Genomic DNA, 19,818 nt, shown 5'->3' with positions numbered 1-19,818 from the left:
CCTCGTAGTTATAATTCTATGTTACGTGTAAAGTCTGCTTTACGTCAAGCGAACTTTACAGATAATTACTCGAAATTCCTATGCACAAAAAAAGACGAAGCCTATTCCAGGGCTTCGTCTTGTTCAAGTGGTTCCGTCTCGCGTTGGCTCATTCGAATCGATTCCTGCAAGGCAGCGAGTTCCTGTTCGATTTCGGGGAATCCCGGAATTTCAGGAATTACATGCTCCGCGAACAGCCATTTGCCTTCCATTGTGTTCGCCATCATTTCAAAGAACAGGTAGAGCTGCCCGAGTTGTACGGGAGATAAGGCGAGCCTGTCTTTTTGTGCCGCGTTCTCGAGCAGGAAGCCAAGCTGTTCGGCCGCGAAGAAGACTTGCTGCAAGAGAGCGAGGTTTTCCGGCCGCTGCGGCAATTCGCCTTGTGCCGTATCGAGCACCAGCTTCAAATTGGTCAAATTAGTGCGCATTTTCTTCAATTCGATCGGTTCGGCGTCAATGTCCGGGCTGTAAGGCGAAAACAACAGGCTCATAAAGCGCTGCTGACTTCGCAAAGTTTTGGCCGAATGCTGCGGAATCAAATTGGAAGCACGGCGCCGGCCGATCAATAAGACCCCGAGGAGCCCGATGGCGGAACCGATCAAGACGTCGACAATGCGCGCAGAAGCGAAATAGGAAAGGTCCCCGATCTGTGAAGTGCTCTCCGCAATCATCAAAGCGTTTGGCGTGATGAAGAATGCCGCAACGGCATAGTTTAAGACAATCGCGAGTTCTGTCAGCGCCGTCAATGCGAAAATGATCAATGCGATAGACAGCCCGTCCGGTTGAAAAGACAAGATGATCGCCGCCACTACAATGCCGACAATGGTGCCGGCTGAACGCTGGATCGAGCGGTTGAATGTCGATAGGATGGTGGCGCCGGACATGACTGCCGCAGCCGATAACGGAACCCAATAAGACGGGTCAATCGGAAGAAAGTAGGCGATCAATGCAGCAAACGCCAACACAATGCCAAAACGGATGGCCGCAAAAAACACCATCGAATGTTTATTGAAGGAGCCGGTAAAGACGGCTTTGAACGGCTCTGCGGTGAGTTCGGTATCGCGCGTTCGTTTATCGCGCCGGCCGGTGAGAATATCGTAGGCTTTGCGTGTGCTTTCTGTTAAGGCATCGCCGGTTTCTGTCTGCAGCCGCGGTGCTGCAACAAAAGATTTTTTGCCGGATGCTTCAACCGAGGAAGCGATGAGCCGCAAATTATCAGCTGTTTCTTTCGAGACAGCGGAAAAGCGGTCGCCGCGTTTGATGATTTCGGCATAGATCGCTTTTGCCTGCAGGTGCAATAAGTTCAACTGCACGAGCCGGTTCGAGCGCGTCCATTTGGCAGAGGCGTAGCCGAGGTCCGTTTCAGCAGATTTCAAAGCGGACCAGGTGCGCTGGCGTATAGCATAGAATTCAGCGGAGCCGGCAGATTCAGCGAGCACGGCCAGTTCGGCATATTCTTGTTTCACTGCCTTGGTTTCAGCGGCGTGAGGCCTGAAGGGATAGGCCCACATCGCCATCAGCCAGGACAGCATGCCACCCAGGAAAACCAGGAATGCGTTCAGCAAGAACAAGGCCGGGTTGTCGGCCATATTATTATTGATCAAAAACACCAGCACGAAGAAAATGGCGGATGGCCCTGTAAATTGATAGGCACCGAAGATGAAGACCGCTAAAGCCCCGATCACACCGACTGCTGCGGCCGCGAGAAATGGCTGCTGGGACAGCAAGACGCCAAGGCCTGCTGAAAACGCCAAGCCGAGTGAGGCGAAAAAGATTTTCTTCGAGCGCAGTGCGTACGGTTCATTGAACGTATAGAGAAAGGCCAAGCCGCCGAGCCCTGCTATCAGTCCGTACTGTAACTGCCCCAACCAGACGCCAATCAGCACGGGAAGCCCGGAGCTGACGCCGGCGGCCAAAGCTTTAGCCCAAGGCAGCGGGCGTTGGTTGATGGCGAAAGCCTGTTTCAGGAGCCTGAGGAATTCCTCGTTCTTTGCGGTTCGGTTTCGTTTCATTCCAGCGCCTCCTAACGAATAAGTTCTCTTATGGCTATTATTCCACAGATTGTTTTTGAAGGGCGACTCCTAGCCGTTCGCTTGCAGAAATTCACTGGTCAAAGTTCTGGATGCCTGCATGTTTCATTTCCAGATCGATGTTGGACTTTGAGAGAATTACTGGTAAAAACCCTATTTATTATAAAATTTATTATTCGTTTTTCAATATTTTTATTGTCCTCTTGAAGCTATTATTTTTTGGCAGTGAACATACCACGCGATTAAAAAACATTAAAAAATCAGTTGCAACAAGAGGCGGGAGCTTCTTGAAATATTCTTATTACCTAGACGGTGCATGCCTTATGACTCGTAAATGTGTTAAAAATGTTATGCGTCAGAAAGTTTTTAGTTATCTGGTTAAATTATTAGTACCTAATACTAATGTTAGGTGCTAAAATGGGGTGAGTAAGCTAAAGGGGTGTATGAATGAGCAGATCAGCAGCACGAATTACAGCCATCGGATCGTATGTACCCGAAAAGAGGCTGACGAATTTGGACCTGGAACAATTGGTTGAAACAAATGACGAGTGGATCCTCCAGCGCACCGGCATCAGAGAACGCCGCATTGCGGGAGAACACGAATTTACGAGTGATATAAGCACGAAAGCAGCACAGGATTTGGCGGAGCGTTATGACAAGACGTTTGACGATGTCGATTTGATTATTGCCTGTACGATGACGCCTGACTTTAAAACACCGAGCGTGGCCGCAATGGTTCAGGCGAAACTGAATATCCCGAACGCCGGCACGTTTGATTTGAATGCTGCTTGCGCAGGCTTCTCTTACGGCTTGCAGATGGCAAACGGCTTGATCACTTCCAAATTGCATAAGAAAATCCTGGTGATTGGGGCAGAGACCTTCTCGAAGATCCTCGATTACAGCGACCGTTCGACTTGCATCTTGTTTGGAGACGGCGGCGGGGCAGTGCTGGTCGAGCATGATGCTGACAACCCGAGCTTTATCGAATCGCATATGGGAACGAACGGAGCATTGGCGAACAACCTGTATTGCACAGATTTGGCCGGTGAAATGTTCGGCGAAGACTTGGCTGCCCGCAATGTCGTCTGGCAAAATGGCCGCGAAGTATACAAATGGGCGGTCAATACAGTGCCAAAAGGTGTCAACGCCTTAATGAAAAAAGCGGGCATAGCGCCATCCGATGTGGATTGGTTCGTGCCGCATAGCGCCAATTTGCGAATCATCGAATCGATCTGCACGAGAAGCGGGTTATCGCTCGACAACACCATCTATTCACTTGAATATTACGGGAATACATCTGCCGGATCGATTCCCTTGTCGCTTGCCGAAGGCGTGAAAGATGGCCGCATCAAAGCGGGCGATCAATTGCTCCTGTACGGATTCGGCGGCGGCTTGACCCATGCCGGGATGCTGGTAAAATGGTCGATTTAAAAATTGTATTTTAAACTCCTGTCAGGATGCAGGAGTTTTTCTTATGGAAGAAAATAATAGTGGATTAATAGGAACGTTTGTTCTATAATGAAATAAAAAGAGTGAATATTCCGCCAATAGGTTTATAATAAAAGCCATAATCATGTGAATGTATCCTTCAAAGAAAAAGGTGATGAGCATGGAAACAAGAAATGGGGAGCGGCAGGCAAACGGGTTGGCTGTAGAAGCTGCGGGATTGGTGAAAGTATACGGGAAAGAACGGGCGGTCGACGGTGTGGATTTAGTGATTCCAAAAGGGACTGTGTACGGATTTTTAGGGCCGAACGGCGCGGGGAAAACGACGACGATCCGCATGCTGGCGACATTGATTCAGCCAGACAGCGGCAGCGCGACCATTTTCGGGCATGATTTAAAAACGGAAAGCGCGGCCATCAAAAGCCGCATCAGTTTGACGGGCCAGTATGCATCGATCGATGAAGACTTGACTGGAATTGAAAACTTGGTGCTGATTTCCAGGCTGATGGGCTACACAGTCAAAGAGGCGAAGTTGCGTGCAGCGGAATTACTATCGGCATTCGGCTTGGAAAACGCAGCCAAACGGCAAGTGAAAAAGTATTCGGGCGGCATGAGGCGGCGCATTGATATCGCCGCAAGCATAGTCGTGACGCCGGATCTATTGTTTCTCGATGAGCCAACGACCGGCCTCGATCCTCGCAGCCGCAACCAAGTGTGGGAGATTGTGCGTGCGCTTGTTCAGACTGGGACCACCGTGCTGTTGACGACGCAGAACTTGGAGGAAGCAGACCAGCTCGCAGACCGCATTGCGGTTATCAATCAAGGCAAGATTATCGCAGAAGGCACGAGCAGTGAATTGAAAGCGTCGGTCGGCACCGGCACATTGAATGTGCAATTACTGGATTCGGCCGACCAAGCGCAAGCAACGGCCATTCTTGAGCACAAGCTCAACGTGGCGGTTCACGTATCGACAGATGGCTTGACCTTGAGTGCGCCGGCGAAAGATTCCTCCATCGTCGCAGAAGCGCTCGGAGAACTGGGCAAAGAAAAAATTGGTATCAGCGATTTTGCACTCGGACGGCCAAGCCTGGATGAAGTGTTTTTGACATTGACCGGACAATCTGCCAGCGATCAACCGATTGAGGAGGAAAACTCATGAGCGTACAGATCGAACATGACAAAACAGCTTATGAAGAAGTGCATCCCTTGAACGCCATTGCCGGCAGCAAGCGCCCGGATCCGCCGAACGCCCTGGCTTCAACAATGGCGTTTGCCCACCGCGCGCTGCTGCGGATCAAACATGTACCGGAGCAGATGTTTGATGTGACCTTGTTTCCGATTATCTTTCTATTGATGTTTACCTATTTGTTCGGCGGTGCGATTGCCGGGTCTACGGGCGAGTACCTGCAGTTTCTATTGCCCGGCATTTTGGTCATGACAGTGTCTCAGATTACGATGTACACCGGCATCGACTTGAACAACGATATCCGAAAAGGCATATTCGACCGCTTCCGCACCTTGCCGATCTGGCTGCCATCCGCTTTAGTCGGAGCATTGCTCGTCGACGTCATCCGCTATTCACTGGCGTCGGCCATCATGATCGGCCTCGGCCTGGTACTTGGATTTCGGCCAGAGGGCGGAGTGATGGGCGTATTGGGTGCGGTATTGGTCATCTTATTGTTCTCGTTCAGCTTTTCGTGGATCTGGACCGCCGCCGGCATCATCATGCGTTCCGAAAAATCTCTGATGATGGTCAGCTTTTTAGTGGTGTTTCCCCTGACTTTTGTCAGCAACGTCTTCGTTGATCCGTCGACTTTGCCTTCCTGGCTTCAAGGATTCGTCAACATCAATCCGATTTCCATTCTGGCGACAGCGGTGCGCGGCTTGATGCACGGCGACGGCACGTGGGAGCAAATTGGCTGGGTGGTCGTCGTGTCCGCGATTTTCGTGGTGATTTTTGCGCCGCTGACCATGTATTTGTATCGAAGAAAAGAATAGTGGATTTGATGGAATTTGCAGTGCTGAAACCGGCCATCTGCTCATTTATATCATTCACGGAGAATATAAAAGAACCCTGGATAGGGCCACATCAGCAACTGTGTCCTTATCCAGGGTTTTATTTGACGAGCTAATCTGGAAACTATGATCCAGTAGTCACTCCCAATAGTGCCGGTAATCATGAAGGTAGCTTTCCATTTTCCTAGGGTGTTGACCGGTCAGTTTTTGATAATCGGAAGTTATGCCTTTGGCTAATCCCAATTTAGTCGGGAAATGGATGCCAATGACGACATTGATAAATCCTTTATCTTTTCCTTGGCTCAGCATGTATTGCTTAAATTCCTTCGGAGAGGGATTCTTATAGATAATTGGCTTGCCGAGAATTTTCGTCATTTTTTCTGCAACTTGTGAAAAGTTTAGCGCTTCATCGCCTGTAATCACATAGGCTTTATTTTGGTGCAAATGCGGATCCTGAAAAGATAAAGAAGCTATCTCCGCTAAATCCCGCACATCGACAAAGCTGGTTTTTCCCATGCCAGCTGGTACATAAATGCGCTGACGCTCTTTAATTTCCTCTCTTAAAAAATCATTCAGGTTCTGCATAAAATAGCCGGCGCGAATGAAAGTATAAGGGACTCCCAGGTTGCGAATCAGTTTTTCGTTTTTATGATGGTGGATAAACGGCAAAAATTGGACATCTTTTACTGACAGATAAGTAATGTGGCGAATGCCGTTTCTTTTGGCTGCTTCTAAAAACTCCGCGAACTTCAGGTTTTCTCCAGGTGGATACATTAAAAACAACTGATCCACTTTTTCTAAAGCCGGGTTGAAACTGTCCGGGTTGGCAAAGTCCAATGATGAAAATTCGTAGGCATAGCCGTATTGTTTCCTGGCTTTTTCTACATTGCGCACCGCACATTTAAAAGGAATACCTTTCGTTTTCAAACTCTGGGCAACTTCATATCCTACGTTTCCAGTAAAGCCAGTCACCAGTACAGTCATCTAATCCACCGCTTTCCATGAAATCATATTGTGGGTACAGGAGTAAGTAAAAATCACCAATAAAAGGCTGTTTATGTCGTCCAGTATAGCATGAGCCAGCAAGCTGTTTTCATAAATGCCAGCTTATAAATGAAAAGTTAATAGTATATATAGTTTATTGATTGAAAATTCTGTGTATATTGTAAGAGAGAATAAATCGGTTTTTTAGTATAAGGGAGGGGGAAGTAACGTGAAATGGCTGAAACGCTTGTTGATTAAATTACAGCGAATCGCGGTTCTTGCGTTAGCGTTATTGCAGCCGGCCTCCGTATGGGCGGTGGAAAAAGTAAACGGCGGCTTATTTGAAGGCGAAGGAGCAGATCCGCTCATTACGCCGGCGGGATACGCTTTTTCGATTTGGTCGGTTATCGTTCTCGGAACAATTGCTTATGCTATTTATCAGCTCCTCCCTATCAGCTATTCCAAAACTATTTATGACCGCATCGCTGCGCGTTCCAGTTTCATCTTCATAGGGTTTGGAGCATGGATTTGGAGTGCTTCCAACGAATGGCTATGGGCAACTGTTTTTATCTTTGCAGCAATGGGGCTATTGCTGCGGTCAGTATTCTTGGACCTATTGGATGCTTCCTTGACTTCTCCAGAGAGATGGATCGTCACGGGCACTTTTGCGCTTTATTATGGGTGGACGACGGTCGCTGTATTTGCCAACCTGTCATCCGCACTTACTTTTTATGGATGGCCAGTCACAGGCTTGTGGGGCATTTTATGGCAAGCAGGAGTGTTAACAGCCGCTACAGCTATCTCGTTACGGCTATTAGCGGAAGTTGAATATCAAAAAGCTTATTATGCCACCATCCTATGGGCGTTTGTTGCCATTAGCGTTGGTGCGGTGTTAGCTGGTTGGAAAGCAATTCCGTTAGCGCTCATTGCTGTAACGGCTACCTGCCTGATCGGTATCAAAGGCTTAAAAATTTGCCGTTCGAGAAATAGCCTAAAGTTGTCTGGGGTCCATCATGCTGTTTAAGACCGGAATGGCTGATTCTGCGAAATGAAGGCGAATTCTGAGCAGATGCCAAATTGACAGCCTATTTCGAATTGGATATTATTAGTAAAAAAATAGAGCATAGCTTATCAATAGAGTTGAACGGGGGAAGATCTATCGCCTTTTGAACAGGCGATAGGTCTTTTTAGCATACAGTGGGCAAATGCAGTTGGCAGCTTTGTCGGCGCATTAGTGAACTTTGGAGGCACATACATATGGCAAATAGAAAAGAGCAAATATCATTCAATTGGGTCGGCAGCGAAAAGCATTTTGTCGACCAGCTGGATATTCGGCAAATCGGACCTGTCGCGGTAGGAAGGTTTGGCGGCAATTCAACTGCCGGCCAAACGAAAAATGAAGACGGCTGCCTGGTGTGGGCCAATGCAAGGGAAGACTGGGAATTCACCGTCTTGCTGGACGCCCATCAAACGGCCGAAAGCGCGGAGCTCGTCGTTGCGGAAATTGGCCGTTTGAAAACTTTAATCACTGAAGCTTTAAAGTCGCCCGTAAAACAAGCATTCAGTCAGCTATCGGAGATATTGCTGGCAAGCTTTGAAAGCGAGCGTTTTAAAACAGCATGCAGCGAAGTGCAGGGCGAAACCGCTGTCTTATGCACAGCAAGAAAAGGCAAATTCCTTTGGTGGCTATCTGTCGGCGACTGCCTAGTATACCTGTTTCATCCTGAACTCGAAGCGCTCGGCGAGATGCAGCAGAATCATCGGAGCTTCTATGAATGGATCGGCAAAGCAAATACATTCGAGTTGCCGGTGCCTTGCTTTAGTACAGGAGCAAAAGAATTAAGAAAAGGCGTCAATCACATTTTGATGACGACCGACGGGCTGGTGGAATGCCCCAACACCGATTTTTCAAATCCGCTGGAAGTGGCCAAACGCTTTGAAGTGGCTTCAAATATAGAGGGCGTACAAGCGTTGCTGCAAGAAATCAAAGAAAAAGAGGTCCGTGACAGCACCACCATCTTGTCCTGGATGATAGAAGTGGAAAGTGAAGCGACACGCCCTGGGGATGAGCCGCAATAAGTTTCGCTGTCCTATTTTTATTTGCAAAAGGGATTTTAAGGAAAAAGAAGAATGAGTATAAAGGTGCGCAAATAAGGCAGTGGGATGCTGCCGCAGATAAAAAGGGGATTATTCGTGGAACAGACAACTGCACAAACATGGAATTTAACTTCTTTATATGCCGGAACAAGCCGATCAGAAGAACTGAAAGCATTTATGGCAGATTTGCAAAATACACTCGAGCAAGCGGCTGGGCAATTGCAAAATTATCGCGAGGTGGACGAGCGGGACAACGATGCCTTGTTGGAAATCATCGATCAATTTCAATATGCCCTGCTCGCCTGGGAGCAGCTCGATGATTTCGCCATCTGTGCATATGCAGAAAATGTGGCAGATCAGGCAGCACTCGCTTTGATGGATGAAAGCGCCGTGCTGAAAGCAAAGCTCGCTTCGTTGCAGATCGAGTTGGATCAAGCCTTTGCTGAATTTCCCGATGCGGAGTGGCAGGAGTTTACCGCTTCTGGCCGTGTTCAGGACTCGTCTTTTTATTTGAATGAAAGAAGAGGGATGGTCATGGACCGTTTGCCGGCCGAGCTGGAGCGGATGATCAGCGAGCTGTCCGTCAATGGCCTGTCGGGCTGGGAACAGCAGCATGAATTGGTGTTAACTAAATTGAGAGTGCCTATTGAAGTGGACGGGGAACTGCAGCAAGTGTCGATCGGCCAGGCATTGAATGAAGCCATAAACGGCAAAGACCGCGCCAGCCGAAAGCGGGCAGCTGAAGCCGTGGACGAAACGTGCGTAGCACACGCGGATACAGTGGCAGCCATTTTGAACCGTGTGGCTGGATCTCGTTTGGCGATTTACGAACAGCGAGGTTGGAACAATAAATTGAAAGAGATGCTCGAGCATAATCGGATCCAGGAAGCCTCAATCGATGCGATGCTCACAGCCCTCGATGATAATAAAGATTTGTACAGAGCGTATATCGAACGGAAATTGAAAGTGGCAGGCCAAGATCCAGCCGGCTGGTTCGATCTGGAGTCGCCGGCATTTTCGCTTTCAGACAAAGTGGATTTTGCTTCGGCGAAAACCGTCATCAGCAAGCAGTTCCACCATTTCAGCGACAAGCTCGGGAATTTTGCCGACCGTTCATTCGAACAAAACTGGATCGAAGCCGAGAACCGGCCGGGCAAAGCGGAAGGCGGATTTTGTGCGTCGATGCCACTGGCCAAAGAAAGCCGGATCTTCCTGACGTATCGTGATACTTATCAGGACTTGATAACCTTGGCGCATGAACTGGGCCACGCCTATCACAACTTCATCATTCACGACGAGCCGGCGCTTGCACAGCAAAAAGGCACGAGTGTCGCGGAAACGGCTTCTACGTTTATGGAGAATCTGGTACTGGATGCGGTGATCGAACAGACAACTGACGAAAACGAGCGGCTCGCCATGCTCGAAATGAAGATTCGTGACGGCTTAAAGTACGTCATCAGCGTGCCGAATATGTTCCGCTTCGAACGTAAGTTTTATGAGCAGCGGGCAGAGGGCATGATTTCCGCAGAGCAGATCAAAACGATGATCTCCGAAGTGGAAAACGATATCTACGGCGGACTAGTTGAGGATTTGGCTCTTTACAAATGGATGTTCATCGGCCATTTCTACGATGCCGAAAAAGCGTTCTACAATATTCCGTACACGATCGGCTATTTATTCAGCAACGGCATATACGAACAGGCCAAACAGCAGCCGGACGGATTCCCGGAGCGGTACGATGCGTTATTGCGCGATTCCGGTAAAATGACCGTCGAGCAATTGGGTGAACAGTATCTAGCAGCAGATATTACACAAGTGGCATTTTGGCGAGATGCACAGAAATCCCTGACGTCCGCCATTGAAGAATACTTGGAGTTGACTGAGAAGCACGTTGCAGCGGCTGGCAAAAATAAGCAATGAAGAAACTAGAAACTGAACGATTGGAAATCATTCCTTGCACCGCTGAAGTGACTCAGCTGCTTCAAAACCAGCAGTACGACAACGGGCCGGAAATTGATCGTCATTTACAAGAGTTGCTGGAAGACCCCAGCCTGTTTGCATGGGGAAGCTGGCTGATTATCCTAAAGTTAGATGGCCAGGTAATCGGGGATGGCGGGTTTAAAGGCAAACCTGATAACCAGCGGCAAGTGGAGATAGGATATGGGTTGCTCGAGCGGTACTGGAATAAAGGCTATGCGAGCGAAGCGATGAACGCTTTGATCGAATGGGCGCTGGCAAACGAACAGGTAGAAAAAGTGATTGCCGAAACCGAGCGCTCCAATCAAGCATCCATTCGAGTGCTCGAGAAAGTAAAGATGAAAAGGACGAAAGAAATAGGCTCACTGATATACTGGGAGATTCAATAATGTTGGATAATTTGATGAGATATTCTGTCTTTCTCTTCCCGTGAGAAATCAGTGACAGAGTATGAGAAGTCGGGAATATCGAAAATTGGGGTGTACGAGTGAAAAAACTTCAATGGAGTTTACTGTTGTGTTTTTTGTTGGCTAGTTGTTTTTGTATATTCGGTCAAGGCATGGCCTATTTTTTGAGTGAGCACGTGGTGCCGGTTGCTCCCGTCTATTATTTGACGGGATTGACCGTCGCTGGAATATTTCTGTACATCGTGTCGGGGCTTTTATTGATTTTGTTAATTAAACGGCAGGAAAAATTCCACACTCACCGAGAATTATATGCAATTGTTTTACTCACTGTGGCACCAGCTGCTTCACTATGGGCTTTCTTTGTCACAGCGATGTGGTGGGGGTAAATATTATGGAAAACCGCTTCAGCAATTTCAGCTGAAGCGGTTTTTTCCGTGACGGGCAAGTTAATCGGTGTCTCTTCAAAGAAAAGATAGGAAAGTCAGCAAGCATGTCGAATATAAGGAGGAATAGAAACTGCCGGCGCTTATGGATTTGAAATCCAGAGGAGGAGAAGGAAATGGACGTGATCAAGCATTCCGAATGGGCAGAAACGAAATTCACTTTGCATTTGCTGTCCCAGATTCTTGGCAAGATCAAACTCGAAACCGCCCAGCAAGAACCTCAGTGGGCGCATGTGACACTAGCCATAACACCGAACGGATTTACGACGGGTTTATTATTCCATCAAGATCGGGCGTTTCAAGTCGACTTGGATATTTACGAAAGCCACATCCTCATCAATGTCGAAGGGAATGTGCAAGCCGTGCCGCTCGAAACGGCCAAATCGATCAAAACTTATTTCAAAGAAATCTTCGAAGCGCTGTCATCAAAAGGCATCGAGTTGAAGGTTAATCCGAAACCGCAGGAGATGGCATATAAGAACAATCTTAACGAAGACGATACGCCGCTGACTTTCAATTGGGAACAGGCGATACGGGGGCTCAAACTCTTTCACTTTGCGGCTGCTGAACAGCTGAAGTTCATCGGCCCGCTGCGCTCCCGAAAAATGAAGCCTGCGCTGTTCTGGGGAACGTTTGACGTCTCGTCACTCGTTTTGCCAAGCATCCGAGAGCCGTATGCGGAGGACAAAGTCATCGAAAAAGCGGCGTTCGATGAACATTTCATCGAATACGGGTTCTGGACCGGGGACGCCAACGTAGATGTGCCCGCGTTTTTTGTGCTGCCGTACCCGTTCGTCAATAAAGAACTCGACAGCGAGCGGTTGGAGCCTAAAGGTGCATATTTTGAAGCTTCGATGAGCGAATACTTCCTGATGCTTGATAAAGTCGCCGGATCGCCACATCCGACGCAAGCGATGCAGAAATTTTTCCGCTCGACTTTTGACATCCTTAGTGAAGAACTGGGCTGGCCGGATTGTTCGTATTACTTTACGCCGCTGGATATGCCAGAGCAGACAGCGAAAAAATGAAGGGATGGATTGGGGAGAAGATGTGCTGGCTCAAGCATGTCTTCTTCTTTTTTATTGTAGCAGGATGGCTCAATTGCTTTGATTGAGAAAAGCATCAATAGTCCCAGAAAAATATTTTTAAAACTATCTATTTTTATGTCTTCCGATGTGCTTTAATAGATTTAATGTAATTGTAAAAAAATTGAAATGGGGATGGTAGGATGGACCGCGCGTTCAAGATTGCGACGAGTTTTTTGATGGGTGTATCACTTTTTGGGGTTTTACCGGCAACACAAACGGCGCAAGCTGAAGATTTAGTGGATGCAGATGCATTGGTGCAAGGAGATAACATAAGTGATACGTTTTCTGCAGAAGACAACGAACATTGGTACAAGATCGATGTCGACCCTGCACAAGTCGCAGCGCATACGCATTTTGAAGTTTCCCTTCAGTCGGATGATGAATTGACCTTTACCGTCTATCCGGATGCAGAACGCGCGACCGAAGACCAGCCTTTTGACCCGTTCAGCAACTACAGCTTTGCAGAAAAGAAATCAACTGTGAAATTCCCGATTGCCTGGGAAGGCCCCTACTACATAAAGGTCTCTTCTTACGCTGAAGAATTGCCGGTAGAAGTACCTGAAGGCGAAGAAGTGGACGAGGCGAGCTACACGATCGGCTTTGATGGTGTTACCGTGAAAGCATCAAAACCAACGAACGATGAGCAATGCCCAGCAGAACTTGTCATGGGTGAAACTGCTGAAGACCAGGCGTTGCTTGAGCAATTGCGCGTTATCCGCGGTGAAGTGCTTTCGCAAACAGAAAGTGGCAAAGATTTGACTAAGCTTTACTATAAACTGGCTCCGTTTATCGGCTATCAAGCCATGACGGATACAACTGTTCGTGATTCATTGAAGAAAAACCTCAAACAGCTCGACGGCTTGATCACGAGCATTGCCGAAAATGGCTTCCAAAGCTCGAAGACCATCACTGCCGCTGACCAGAAAGCAATCAACGAATTATACGCGCTCGCGTTGAAAACAGCGCCTGCGAATTTGAAAGATGATGTGGAAGCAGCAGGGCAAGCGATTAATATCAACAAGCTGGCTGGAAAATCAGTCATGTCGGCCATGCTTCCGACTCCTTATGTCGTAAAAGACGCTTCGATCAATAAGGTCATCGTGAAAGTAAAAGAAGGCGAAACGCTGACGAAAGCGGAAGCCGGGACAGCTGGCATCCAATCGGTTTCCGAGTTTGACGCTGAAGCGCCGAAATTCGACCAGTTCTTTGTGGTGGATTTGAAATCAGGTATGTCAGCCGCTTCAACGAATAAAACTTTGCAGTCGCTGGAAAGCTTGCCGGAAGTCGACTTTATCGAACCGGTCCAGCAATACAAGCTTCACTCAGAAGATATCTATTATGATGAGCAATGGTCTCTTGAAAATAACGGTGGCGGTTTTGGCATTAAAGACGCTGACATCGATTTCGAGGAAATGACGTCACTGGCAGCACAAAAAGGCCAAACTGAAGTCATCACTGCGGTCATCGATACCGGGGTTGACTACACACTGGCTGATTTGAAAAACCAAATGATCAGCACAGGCTACGATTTCATCAATGATGATAATGAAGCACTCGATGATTATGGCCACGGCACACACGTTTCCGGCATCATCGCCGCGGAAGCGGACAATGATTATTCAATGACCGGCATCAACCAGTCGACGAAAATCCTGCCGGTAAAAGTGCTCGATGCATCAGGTTACGGTGACACCGAACAAATCGCATACGGCATCCTGTACGCAACGGACCAGGGCGCCGACATTATCAACATGAGCCTTGGCGGTGGTTATAGCCGTGTCTTGGAATACGCCATGAGATATGCAAGCGAGCGCGGCGTGACGATTGTCGCTGCTTCTGGAAATGAAGGATGGGAAGAAGTTTCCTACCCGGCTTCATCGAAATACGCCATTGCTGTCGGCGCAACGAATAAAATTGACCTAGTGTCGGATTATTCGAGCTACGGCGAAGGGCTTGACCTGGTTGCACCAGGTACCGATATCCCGAGTTTGATGCCGGATGGCAATGTAAGCTTGATGTCTGGAACATCTATGGCAGCACCGCATGTCGCGGCAGTTGCAGGCGTCTTGAAATCGATTAACCCGGATCTTACGCCAGGCCAGTTGGAGAACTTACTGACAGCTTCAGCAGATGACGTTACGTTTATTGCAGAAGATGCCCCTCCAAGTTATGAGGAAGAATGGGCGTTTGAAGAAGACTTCCCGTATGAAATGGAAGAATTGGCTCCTGGCTTTGATCTTGTCTCAGGTTGGGGCCGTTTGAACGGCGCACAAGCAATTCTTGCACTGGACGATAAATGGAATCTCGCTGACCGTATTAGCGGAACAAGCCGCTACGAGACAGCGGTGGAAGTCTCGAAAAAAGGCTGGAGCACATCCGGTAAAGCCGTGCTCGCAACAGGCGGCGATTTCCCGGATGCCTTGAGCGCTGCGCCGCTTGCGGCATATCAAAACGCACCGCTATTGCTCACAAAAACTGATTCATTGCCGACAGTGGTAAAAGATGAATTGAAACGCTTGAAAGTGAAAGAAGTGACATTGATCGGCGGACAGGGCGCAATTAGCCCGATGGTCGAAATGGAACTGAACGAACTCGGTATTAAATCAACAAGCATCAAACGCATCAGCGGCAAAAACCGCTACGAAACGTCCGTCAATATCGCGAAACAAATGAAGACTTCGACGCAAGCGGTCGTAGCGACAGGTTCAGCGTTTGCCGATGCCTTGTCGATCGCACCGGTCGCAGGCAGCCAGAAAATGCCGATCTTGCTGACAAAACCGAACGGCTTGCCAGCGGAAGTGAAAGCCCATTTCGCGGCGAAAGCCTATAGCAAAACCTTCATCGTTGGCGGTAAAGGCGCTGTTTCTGACAGCACAGCAAAAGAACTTAAAAACCCGGTCCGCCTGTCCGGCGCATCACGCTACGAAACGAACAGTGCGATCATCACTCATTTCAAAGCATCCTTCGACAACCAGAACATGTACTTGTCGACCGGCGCAAACTACCCGGATGCACTCGCTGGATCCGTATTGGCAGCAAAAACGAAGGCACCACTCGTATTGACTGCACCGAACGGCCCGAATGCGGCGACAGTGAAAACTGTTCAAACGCAGCTGAAAACCGTCAGCGGCATTTACATCCTCGGCGGTGAAGGCGCTTTGCCGACGCAAAGCATCCAACAATTGTTCGAGTAACACAGGAAAACAGGCGATTCGGATTCCGGACGCCTGTTTTTTTATAGCTAAATAGGAGGTTAAATAATGAGAGAATTGATTGCAGGTGGAATTGGTGTTATTACAGGCATTGTATTGTTTGGCTTCACTTTGGTCGCGGCGGCAGTGTATTCCCTGAATATGGGCATGAGTGCGGGGGGATACTACGAATACGGCCTATATTTAACGGCATTGTGGGAAGTGGGAATTTTCCCAATCATCTTAAGTTCGACTTTATTTTTTTCAGGACTGGGGTTTTTGTTCAGGGCGACAGATCGGGAATGGCGGGAAAAATACTTTTTAGTGGAAGATGAAAAAAAGCCAAGCGACAAAGAAGCATGAAAGGAAGATTAGATGCAGAACGGTTATCTATTCGAATCCGAACGTCTCGGATTCAGGCGTTGGAAAGCGTCTGACCGCACACCGTTCGCGGCATTGAATGCAAACCCTGACGTAATGGAGTTCTTTCCGAAAACCTTGAGCCGTGCCGAATCGGATGCTTTGATTGACCGCATCGAAACGCATTTTGAGGAGAAAGGCTACGGGCTTTGGGCAGTCGAGCGAAAAGAAGACAGGGCTTTTATCGGCTTTATCGGATTATTGGATGTCAATTTCGATATCGGAATTGAAGGCGCAACCGAAATCGGCTGGCGCTTGGACCAGCAGTTTTGGAAAAAAGGCTATGCGACAGAAGGGGCTAAAGCTTGCCTAACATATGCGTTCGAAGAGCTTGGCAAAAAAGAAATCTACTCGTTTACTTCAACGATTAACACACCGTCTGTAACCGTCATGAAGCGGATCGCCATGGAGAAAGCAGGGGAATTCGAGCATCCGCGCGTTCCAGAAGGCAGTCCGTTAAGAAAGCATGTTTTGTATAAAATACAGAATCCATAAAGAAGAGGCCGGACTGGGATTCCCCAGTCCGGCCTCTTTTGCGTGATGTTAATCAGTGAGTTGTTTCACTACAGCCATTTCTTTACCGAAGCGGTGCCCCTGATCTTCAAAGCCTAAGCTTTTATACAGGTGATGGGCTCCGGCATTTTCAGGATGATAGCCAACGATCACTTTTTTTGCACCGTAGGCATCAGCCATTTCCGTGAGCATTAATGTCGTAGCAGCTTTCCCGATCCCTTGTCCTTGGAAAGCTTGATCGACCATGATGCGGTAGATCCAATAGCCGTCCAATTCTTCAGCAACTGAGTTGAACATCAAAAATCCAACAGTTTGCCCGTCTGCACAAATTACATATAGGCGCAGGCTCGGTTCGAACTTCGATTGGGCAATGGACACCGCATTTGGTTCCATATAACTTTGCTGCTCATCTGCCACTTCCAGTTCACAGCAGGCGTACCAGTTATCAGCGTTTACTTTAGTAATGCTTACATTTGTCAATTCCATAGTTTTCCCCTTTCGAATTTAGGGGAACGCGAACGAGCCAGGTCTATTCGGCGCTATCCCCTTGCAGTCATGGATAATGAAGATAGTTGTGTTTGTCATAATGAACGCCTCCTAAACTCGTAATGGCTGTCCGGCTTTTGCAGCGGACCTTTTGACTATATCATGTCTTCGCGTATGGATATCAGTAGTTTTGGAAAAGAAACTTGAAATACGCATTAAAGGTCTTTCGGCAAGTTTCGGTTTGCTCACTAAAAATGATGAGGAGCAATAGACACATAATAGTCGCTTATGCAGGTTGAAAAAAATGGTATTATTGGAATAAATATTCGAATGATATTATTCAATTTGGAGGAATGCCTATATGTCTACGGAAGCGTTGGTTTCATTAAGCAGTTCATTCTTGTTCTTCTCATTTATTATATTTTTAATCGCAATCATCCCATTTGGAGTGGCTGTAAAATCGAAAAAGCAGTCGGCCGTGAAGATTGCGATGGGCTTAACGATTATAGGGTTTGCCGCGCAGCTTGGTTATTTTATTTTGCGCTGGGTAGCGGCAGGCCATGCGCCAGTCAGTAATTTAAATGAATTTCTGACATTCTTCGGCATTATGCTGATTGGGAGCTTTTTAGGGTTTTTCTATATTTACCGTCAACCGGTTGTGGGCTTGTTTTTGCTGCCGGTTGCGATATTGATCATTGCCTATGCCAGCATGTTCGCCAATGAAGTATCGCCGCTAATTCCAGCGCTTCAAAGCCACTGGCTCACCATCCATGTCATTACGGTGGCTACTGCAAGTGCCGTGTTATCCGTGTCGTTTGTAACGGGATTGATCTATTTATTGAAGAAGGTAGATACATCGAACAAGAGCAAAAGTGGATTCTTCTTGGAAATGGTACTGTATTTCTTAGTAGTGGTTGTTGGTTTCATTCTCGTGACATCCGCGTTCGGAATTGCCGGCTACAGCGCCAGTTATCAATTTGAAAATCAAGAAGGCCAGAGCCAGGTATATGAGTATGCCCTGCCAGCCATTGTGGTACCGAATGAGGCGCAAGCCGTTTCTGGAACTGCCGAAAATTATGAACCGGCCTCTCATTACGCAGGGTTTGTAGAGATTCCTAATAACGTTGAGACAGCCAAGCTCAATTCGGTACTGTGGTCCTTTGTTATCGGGACAGTCTTGTATGTAGTGATTCGCTTGATTGCGCGCAAGAAAATTTCGCAATTGCTTCAGCCTTTCACGAACAAAGTGGATTTAACTTTGATGGACGAGATCTCCTATCGTTCAGTCGTTATTGGTTTTCCGTTATTTGCGCTGGGCGGCTTGTTTTTCGCCATGATTTGGGCGCAAATTGCGTGGAGCCGGTTTTGGGGATGGGACCCGAAAGAAGTCTGGGCGCTCATTACCTTCCTCTTCTATGCTGCATTTCTTCACCTGCGGATCGGCAAAGAGTGGACGGGCGAAAAGACGGCGTGGCTTGCAATTATCGGCTTCGGTACCATTATTTTTAATCAAGTCTTCGTGAACTTAGTCATTTCAGGCTTGCATTCATATGCATGATTATTTAATTTCGATCGGGGAGGGGCATCTATGAAAGACCGAATCATTCTCGTCATCGTCCTAGCAAGCGTACTGGGCTCGTCCGCAGTCAGCGCTTCATCACTTAGCCAAACAATTAAATCAGGTTATCATGCGGCAGCGGCAAGCGTTCTTTTGGCGGTCGGCATCCACGCCCTTTATACGTATCTGAAGAAAAGAAAAATAGAAAGAGCCGCTTGAAGTTTTAGATGAGAAAGGAGAATGGAGATGAACTGGGAGCGAATGATGGTCTCAACTTCACGAGGCGAGTTTGAAGTGTTCGCCAAAGGCATCGGCGAGCCATTGTGCGTGACGCATCTTTATTCAGAATTCAACGAGACCGGAGATTATTTTGCTGAAGCATTCACCGAAACAAATCGTGTCTATCTGGTTAATCTGCGCGAGGCAGGAAATTCCGAGAAAGCACAGCATCCGTATGAGCTGAGCATGCTCGAAAGTGTCTTTGACCTTGAAGCGATACGCACAGCTTTAGGTTTTGGGCAATGGGGATTTGCGGGACATTCAACTGGCGGCATGTTCGCTGTCGTTTACGGAATCCATTTCTCAGCGCATCTCCGGTTCCTGGTCATTACTGGAGCAGCGGCGCGAGAGTATATGACGTTTTCAAAAGACTGCATCTACAATTCGGAACACCCTCTATTTTTACGAATGCAGGAGCTGATTGAAAACTTGAAAAGCCCCGATACCGCCGAACAACAGAAGAAGGAATGGAAAATCGAAAGGACCAAGCTGTCTTTATCTCATCCAAATAATTACGAAGCATATTTCTCAAGTCCGATAACTAAAAAGCTGTCGGCTATCCGGATGAATTTCTTTAACCGTGAACTGCAGCTATTTGATCTGACCCGCAAACTACATTTAATCACAACACCTAGCTTGATCATGTGCGGGCGTCACGATGTGCAGTGCCCGCTCCTGTATTCACAAGAGATGGCTGAGCTGATTCCGGGAGCGCAGCTGGCGATCTTCGAAAACAGCAATCACTATCCATTCCTGGAGGAGAAGCCACAATTCCAGCAAGTGTATAAGGGTTATATAGACGGATTAACTTAAGTAAAAGGAATAGTAGAGATCATTAGCGGGA

General features: G+C 47.8%; 18 protein-coding genes. 15 read left to right on the top strand and 3 right to left on the bottom strand.

Going from position 1 to position 19,818, the window contains the following annotated elements; all coding sequences use genetic code 11:
* Positions 1-101: 101 nt before the first annotated feature.
* Positions 102-2,051, bottom strand: a complete 1,950-nt coding sequence (locus KTG14_RS13805) for an FUSC family protein (protein ID WP_216971473.1) — start codon at positions 2,049-2,051, stop codon at positions 102-104.
* A 465-nt stretch (positions 2,052-2,516) separates the two neighbouring features.
* Between KTG14_RS13805 and KTG14_RS13800 the strand changes: the two genes are divergently transcribed.
* From KTG14_RS13800 to KTG14_RS13790, 3 genes are all read left to right on the top strand, one after another.
* On the top strand, positions 2,517-3,500 hold the full coding sequence (locus tag KTG14_RS13800) for a ketoacyl-ACP synthase III (protein WP_216971472.1): 984 nt from the start codon (positions 2,517-2,519) through the stop codon (positions 3,498-3,500).
* A 178-nt stretch (positions 3,501-3,678) separates the two neighbouring features.
* Entirely contained in the window at positions 3,679-4,674 is a 996-nt protein-coding gene (locus KTG14_RS13795; RefSeq protein ID WP_216971471.1) for an ATP-binding cassette domain-containing protein, read from the top strand.
* Positions 4,671-5,513 (top strand): ABC transporter permease, encoded by an 843-nt coding sequence (locus tag KTG14_RS13790; protein WP_216971470.1) that lies wholly within the window; start codon positions 4,671-4,673, stop codon positions 5,511-5,513. The genes KTG14_RS13795 and KTG14_RS13790 overlap by 4 nt, the downstream gene beginning before the upstream one ends.
* Positions 5,514-5,669: 156 nt before the next feature.
* Here the strand turns inward: KTG14_RS13790 and KTG14_RS13785 are convergent, their stop codons facing one another.
* A complete protein-coding gene (locus KTG14_RS13785) occupies positions 5,670-6,515 on the bottom strand; it encodes an SDR family oxidoreductase (protein ID WP_216971469.1) in 846 nt (281 codons plus the stop codon).
* A 229-nt stretch (positions 6,516-6,744) separates the two neighbouring features.
* Here KTG14_RS13785 and KTG14_RS13780 point away from each other — a divergent pair, with 229 nt between their 5' ends.
* The 9 genes from KTG14_RS13780 (at position 6,745) to KTG14_RS13740 (ending at position 16,633) form a co-directional block, all read left to right on the top strand.
* Positions 6,745-7,539 carry a hypothetical protein gene (locus tag KTG14_RS13780; RefSeq protein ID WP_216971468.1) on the top strand — a complete coding sequence of 265 codons (795 nt, stop codon included), beginning with the start codon at positions 6,745-6,747 and terminating at the stop codon, positions 7,537-7,539.
* Between the two features lie 233 nt (positions 7,540-7,772).
* Positions 7,773-8,594 (top strand): PP2C family serine/threonine-protein phosphatase, encoded by an 822-nt coding sequence (locus tag KTG14_RS13775; RefSeq protein WP_216971467.1) that lies wholly within the window; start codon positions 7,773-7,775, stop codon positions 8,592-8,594.
* Between the two features lie 114 nt (positions 8,595-8,708).
* Complete coding sequence (locus KTG14_RS13770; RefSeq protein WP_216971466.1) at positions 8,709-10,532, top strand: M3 family oligoendopeptidase; 1,824 nt, start codon at positions 8,709-8,711, stop codon at positions 10,530-10,532.
* Positions 10,529-10,978 carry a GNAT family N-acetyltransferase gene (locus KTG14_RS13765; protein ID WP_216971465.1) on the top strand — a complete coding sequence of 150 codons (450 nt, stop codon included), beginning with the start codon at positions 10,529-10,531 and terminating at the stop codon, positions 10,976-10,978. Before KTG14_RS13770 ends, KTG14_RS13765 begins: the two co-directional genes overlap by 4 nt.
* A 98-nt stretch (positions 10,979-11,076) precedes the next feature.
* On the top strand, positions 11,077-11,382 hold the full coding sequence (locus tag KTG14_RS13760) for a hypothetical protein (RefSeq protein WP_216971464.1): 306 nt from the start codon (positions 11,077-11,079) through the stop codon (positions 11,380-11,382).
* Positions 11,383-11,555: 173 nt separating this feature from the next.
* Positions 11,556-12,467 (top strand): DUF5996 family protein, encoded by a 912-nt coding sequence (locus KTG14_RS13755; protein WP_216971463.1) that lies wholly within the window; start codon positions 11,556-11,558, stop codon positions 12,465-12,467.
* A gap of 200 nt (positions 12,468-12,667) precedes the next feature.
* Complete coding sequence (locus tag KTG14_RS13750) at positions 12,668-15,721, top strand: cell wall-binding repeat-containing protein (protein ID WP_216971462.1); 3,054 nt, start codon at positions 12,668-12,670, stop codon at positions 15,719-15,721.
* A 66-nt stretch (positions 15,722-15,787) separates the two neighbouring features.
* Positions 15,788-16,081 (top strand): hypothetical protein, encoded by a 294-nt coding sequence (locus tag KTG14_RS13745; protein WP_216971461.1) that lies wholly within the window; start codon positions 15,788-15,790, stop codon positions 16,079-16,081.
* A 12-nt stretch (positions 16,082-16,093) separates the two neighbouring features.
* Positions 16,094-16,633 (top strand): GNAT family N-acetyltransferase, encoded by a 540-nt coding sequence (locus KTG14_RS13740; RefSeq protein WP_216971460.1) that lies wholly within the window; start codon positions 16,094-16,096, stop codon positions 16,631-16,633.
* 48 nt (positions 16,634-16,681) lie between these two features.
* On the opposite strand, the gene KTG14_RS13735 is transcribed toward KTG14_RS13740, so the two are convergent.
* Positions 16,682-17,137 (bottom strand): GNAT family N-acetyltransferase, encoded by a 456-nt coding sequence (locus tag KTG14_RS13735; RefSeq protein WP_216971459.1) that lies wholly within the window; start codon positions 17,135-17,137, stop codon positions 16,682-16,684.
* Between the two features lie 361 nt (positions 17,138-17,498).
* Here KTG14_RS13735 and ccsB point away from each other — a divergent pair, with 361 nt between their 5' ends.
* Genes ccsB through KTG14_RS13720 form a run of 3 tightly spaced genes read left to right on the top strand, consistent with a single transcriptional unit; the run spans position 17,499 to position 19,787 of the window.
* Positions 17,499-18,695 (top strand): c-type cytochrome biogenesis protein CcsB, encoded by a 1,197-nt coding sequence (ccsB, locus tag KTG14_RS13730; protein WP_302054952.1) that lies wholly within the window; start codon positions 17,499-17,501, stop codon positions 18,693-18,695.
* A gap of 30 nt (positions 18,696-18,725) precedes the next feature.
* Positions 18,726-18,914 (top strand): hypothetical protein, encoded by a 189-nt coding sequence (locus KTG14_RS13725; RefSeq protein ID WP_216971458.1) that lies wholly within the window; start codon positions 18,726-18,728, stop codon positions 18,912-18,914.
* Positions 18,915-18,941: 27 nt separating this feature from the next.
* Positions 18,942-19,787 carry an alpha/beta fold hydrolase gene (locus KTG14_RS13720; protein WP_254178176.1) on the top strand — a complete coding sequence of 282 codons (846 nt, stop codon included), beginning with the start codon at positions 18,942-18,944 and terminating at the stop codon, positions 19,785-19,787.
* Positions 19,788-19,818: the final 31 nt, after the last annotated feature.

The organism is Planococcus sp. CP5-4_YE, assembly GCF_019042655.1.
Lineage (GTDB): Bacteria > Bacillota > Bacilli > Bacillales_A > Planococcaceae > Planococcus.
The sequence above is the reverse complement of the archived record's forward strand: the minus strand, read 5'-3'. Positions and strand labels throughout refer to the sequence as shown.